Below are 4,283 nucleotides of genomic sequence, written 5' to 3' on the forward strand. Positions count from 1 at the left end.
GGGGAATAGGGGGAAAATCGACCCGATAAGCAGGGGAAGCTTGATCGGGATCAGGCTGTGCGGGCTGGCCTTCCGAGTTGGCCTGCCCGCAACGGGGGTCAGCGGTGCAGCTCGCCGGCACGCTCCGGCTGATAGACCACCTCAAGGATCTCCACCTCGATGGTGCGACCGGCCGGGCCCGGCCAGGCGATGCTGTCGCCCACTTTCAGACCAAGCAGGGCGCTGCCCACCGGTGCCAGCACCGAGATGTTGCTCTCGTCGCCCTTGGCATCGCGCGGGTAGACCAGGGTGAGGCAGAACTCGTTGCCGCTGCTCTGCATCTTGAAGCGTACCTTGCTGTTCATGGTGACGACATCGGGCGGCATGTCGGCCGGCTCGCGGATTTCGGCGCGATCCAGCTCCTCTTGCAGGGCAAGGTGTTGGGGATGGTTGCCGAGCAGTTGTTCAATCCGATCCAGATCAAGGTTGGAGATAACGAGATGCGGTTGTTTCATAAGATAATCCTTATCAATAGCTTACAGGGCCAAGCCCACTCACGCAGGCTGGCCATCACAAGGGTGTCGAGAGATCGAGAAAGTGCCATGCCCCCAAGCGACTCGCGGCCGAAGGAGCGAGGCGGGGGCTCAGCAGGGTGTGAGCTTGTGAGAGGAAATAGTGAATCTTTTCATGGGGCTACCATAACCATTCTGGACGGCTTTGGCAATTATCCTGACAAGTTTGTCAGGGTGCCTGGTAATCGTACTGCTTGATGATGCGGGCCAGACTGCCGTCATCGCGCATGGCGGCGATGGTGTCGCGCCAGCGTGTTGCCTCTTTGGCTGGAAAATGGGGACTGGCCGCCAGGTAGAGCGCAGCCTGTTTCAGCGTTTCGCCGCGAACCAGATCCGCCAGCGGCAAGCCTGCCTGCAGCTGGTTGTAGCGGGCGCTGTTCCAGGCCACTGCCCAGCCCTGAATACGGCCCCGAGCCAGCTTGCTGGCGTTGTTGACCTCTTCGGCCACCTCTTCCTGTTTGATCCGTTTGAACGGGAGCAGCAGGCTCTGGCCATAGGAGCTGCGCATCACGCCGATGGTGAGGCCGGGCAGTTCACCGGTTGTCAGCGGTTGGGGATGGTGCTGACGATGAGTCACCAGCACAAAGGCCTCGTCCAGCAAGGGGGTAATCCAGAGAAACAGTGGCTCGCGCTGGGGGCTTCTCACCGGCGGCACCAGCAGCACATCCTGCCGGTGCTGGGTCTGACTCAGGGCGCGAGCCAGCGGCATCAGCTCGATGGTCAGTGGCTCCTTGAGGCGACGGGCCGCCTCCTCCAGCACCTCGATGGCCATGCCGCTCGGGGCGCCCTGGTGAGAGCGGATCACGTAAGGGGGAATTTCGGCCGCGACCACCACCATGGCCCGGGCGTGAAAGGCTGGCAGGAGCGAGGTGCAGAGCAGCAGGAGCAAGGGGAGACGCATGGCAGACCTGATCCGGGATGAGTACACAGAGTGTAACATCCCGCAGAGACAAGTCAGCCCACTATGGAGCTTCATCTCAATCGAAGAAGTCCCGCAGATCGAGCGTTTGATACCCCTCCAGCTGCTGCCAGGGCAAATTCTTGGGCAGCGTTTTTAGGGTCACCTCCATCCGGTAGCTGCGATAGCCATCGAGGCTCGCCGACTCCACCACCAGCGGCAGCTGCCAGCGACTCGACCAGAGGATACGGGTGCGCTGGTTGCCCTCGCGTTTTTCATACCAGCGCGCCTGTTCGGGGGCGCTTTCATCGAGGGGGGCCATCTCCTGCAACAGGGCTGGGTTGATGAGGTGGCGGATCCGCGGCCAGTCTGGTTTGAAAGCCACATGACCGTACTCCTCCTCCGGTACCTCCACCAGCTGGTTGTGCCAGCTGTCGGCGTAGCGCAGTTGCAGCATGCCCTGCTGGTCGAGGGTTATCCAGCGCGCCGCCATCTGGTGGGTAAAGTGCTTGTGGCCCGGGGTGGCATCGTGGGTGGCGTGGTAGGCGCGGGCAAGGGGCAGCGGAATGAGCCGCTGGCTCCACACCTGATCGCCAACCCGCAGCCACTTCTCCTGCCACTGGCTCTCCTTGCTGATGCCGTCGCTGCTGGTCACCCTCTCCTGATAGCGGATGCGGGCGGCCAGATCGGGGACTTCATCGGCAAGGAGGGGAAATGAGAGGCTGCTGGCGAGCAGCCACAGCGGAAGTAAATATCGCATCATGGGGGATCGCTCGAACGAGCAGGGCCCGGCACCGCGCCGGGCCCTGCCGTTTACAGGCCGAGCGCCTCCTTCAGCTTGCCGAACACCCGGGTGTTATCCAGCGTCCCCTTGAAGCGAGTGCTGCCGGCGCCGTCGGCAAACAGCATGACATCGCCGCCGCCGTGGGTCTCTGAGCCGAGCTTGACCCCGGTCTCCTGCAGGTAGTCGTCCGCCATCACCTGATCGCTGGTGAGGGTGGGGCGCACGTCGGGGCGGTTGGGGCCGTTGCCGAACACCAGGGTTGTGAACGGCTTGCCATCCACGTCGTTCTGGGTCGAGCCATCGCCATTTTTCACAAGATCCAGCACCTTGTTGCCCTTGGCCGAGTAGCCGTTGATGGTCATGGTGTGGTCATGGTCGGCGGTGACCACGATCAGGGTATCTTTCAGGTCTACCTTGCCGAGCGCCGTTTTGACCGCGTCGTCCAGCGCCACCGCGTCGGTGAGCGAGCGCTTGGCATTGGTGCCGTGCAGGGCGTGATCGATGCGGCCCCCTTCCACCATCAGGAAGTAGCCCTGGCTGTTCTGGCTGAGCAGATCGATCGCCTTGGCGGTCATCTCGGAGAGCGACGGTTGGGTATTGGCCACCCCCTTGGCGACGCGGTCCAGCTCGTAGTCGAGGTGGGACTTGGCGCTGAACAGGCCGATGAGCTTGCCGCTATCGACCTTGGCGAGATCGGTGCGGGTGGTGACGTAGCGATAGCCCCGGGCGGTCAGCTCGGCGGTAAGATCCCGCCCGTCGGCGCGGCCCCCCTTGTTGCTGGTGCTGTTGTAGGGCGTCCAGTGGTTGGCGCCCCCCCCCATCAGCACGTCGACCCCGTTCCCCAGAGCCTGGTTGAAGCCGGCGCCGCCCGGTACCGCCTGCGCGGCGATGGCGTAGGCGGCATCCCGATGGCAGATGTGGGAGTAGGTGGCGGCCGGAGTGGCATGGGTCAGCTCGGTGGTAGTGACGGCACCCACCGACTTACCCGCTGCCTTGGCCAGCTCGAGAATGGTGGGCACCGGCTTGCCGTTGTCGCTGGCGCAGTTGTTGACGCCCTTGTTGCCGTTGACGTCCTTGCCGGGGGCGACGGCCCTGGTGTCGCTACTCATGGCTATCACCTCGTTGTTCATCTTGACCCCGGTGGTATAGGCCGCCATGGAGGGGGCCGAGTCGGTGGTCTGGGCATCGTTGGAGAAGGTCTTGATGCGGGCACTGCGGGCCAGCTTCATCATCTCCAGATTGCCCTCTTCCCCCACCTTGTAGAGGCGGGTGGCGGTGAGCACGGTGGGGCCCATGCCGTCACCGATAAAGAGGATGACGTTCTTGGCATCGGCGGCCTGTGCCTGGGCAGTGCCGCCGAGGGCGGCCAGCAGGGCAGTGCTGACCAGGGTTTTATGCAGGTTCTGCTTCATGGATTGGTTGATGGCTCTTTTCATGGGAATGCTCCTTACAGCCCGGCCGCAGCCTTGACCTTGCCGAACACGGCGGTGTTGTCGAGTGAGCCGTGGAAGCTATCCGCTCCCCGGCCGATGGCGCCGAGGAAAACGTCGGTGCCACCGTGGGTCTCGTTGCCGATTTCACCCACCTTGACCACCACCTCCTGGTGGTAGTCGTTGGCGGAGACGGTGGCGTCATCCAGCGGTGCCACGCTGCTGCGCGGCCCGTCCACCCGGTTGTAGCCGTTGCCAAAGCCGATGATGGTGTAGGGCATGCCGTCGGCATCCTTGCTCGGCTCGCCGGTTTCGTAGTTCTTCACCAGCCCGAGCACCCCGGGGTTGTCGGCGGTGGTCTTGCCGGTGCGTTTGGCGTAGCCGTTGAGTACCAGGGTGTGGTCATGGTCGGCGGTGACCACGATCAGGGTGTTTTTCAGCTCGGGATCGGTTTTCTTCACCTCGTCGAGGGTCGCCTTGATGGCGTTGTCGAAGGCGAGGGTGTCCTGCAAGGCTCGCTTGGCGTTGGTGTCGTGCAGGGCGTGGTCGATGCGGCCCCCTTCCACCATCAGGAAATAACCCTGCTTCTTGTCTTTGAGCTGCTTGATGGCGGCCAAGGT

The 4,283-nt window shown here is 63.3% G+C and carries 5 protein-coding genes; all 5 read right to left on the minus strand.

The window, feature by feature from the left end:
• Positions 1 to 98: 98 nt before the first annotated feature.
• Positions 99 to 494: a nucleoside diphosphate kinase regulator gene (rnk, locus tag AACS24_RS07110; protein ID WP_108572885.1), complete on the minus strand. Its 396-nt coding sequence runs from the start codon at positions 492 to 494 to the stop codon at positions 99 to 101.
• A gap of 226 nt (positions 495 to 720) precedes the next feature.
• Positions 721 to 1,491, minus strand: a complete 771-nt coding sequence (locus AACS24_RS07115; protein WP_033114396.1) for a substrate-binding periplasmic protein — start codon at positions 1,489 to 1,491, stop codon at positions 721 to 723.
• Positions 1,492 to 1,528: 37 nt separating this feature from the next.
• Entirely contained in the window at positions 1,529 to 2,212 is a 684-nt protein-coding gene (locus tag AACS24_RS07120; protein WP_108572890.1) for a hypothetical protein, read from the minus strand.
• Positions 2,213 to 2,262: 50 nt separating this feature from the next.
• The gene (locus AACS24_RS07125; RefSeq protein ID WP_108572892.1) at positions 2,263 to 3,669 is read right to left on the minus strand and encodes an alkaline phosphatase; all 1,407 of its coding nucleotides are present in this window, start codon (positions 3,667 to 3,669) and stop codon (positions 2,263 to 2,265) included.
• An 11-nt stretch (positions 3,670 to 3,680) separates the two neighbouring features.
• Positions 3,681 to 4,283, minus strand: a 603-nt coding sequence (locus AACS24_RS21855; RefSeq protein ID WP_258223129.1) for an alkaline phosphatase, incomplete at its 5' end; no start/stop codon positions are given.

The sequence above is a fragment of the Aeromonas sp. HMWF016 genome, from assembly GCF_963878195.1.
GTDB classification, from domain to species: Bacteria; Pseudomonadota; Gammaproteobacteria; order Enterobacterales; family Aeromonadaceae; genus Aeromonas; species Aeromonas lacus.

Bases quoted from the DNA above. Each gene is read 5' to 3' on its own strand.
- rnk (WP_108572885.1), bottom strand. From the start codon at position 494: ATGAAACAACCGCATCTCGTTATCTCCAACCTTGATCTGGATCGGATT.
- AACS24_RS07115 (WP_033114396.1), bottom strand. From the start codon at position 1,491: ATGTTACACTCTGTGTACTCATCCCGGATCAGGTCTGCCATGCGTCTC.
- AACS24_RS07125 (WP_108572892.1), bottom strand. From the start codon at position 3,669: ATGAAAAGAGCCATCAACCAATCCATGAAGCAGAACCTGCATAAAACC.
- AACS24_RS07120 (WP_108572890.1), bottom strand. From the start codon at position 2,212: ATGATGCGATATTTACTTCCGCTGTGGCTGCTCGCCAGCAGCCTCTCA.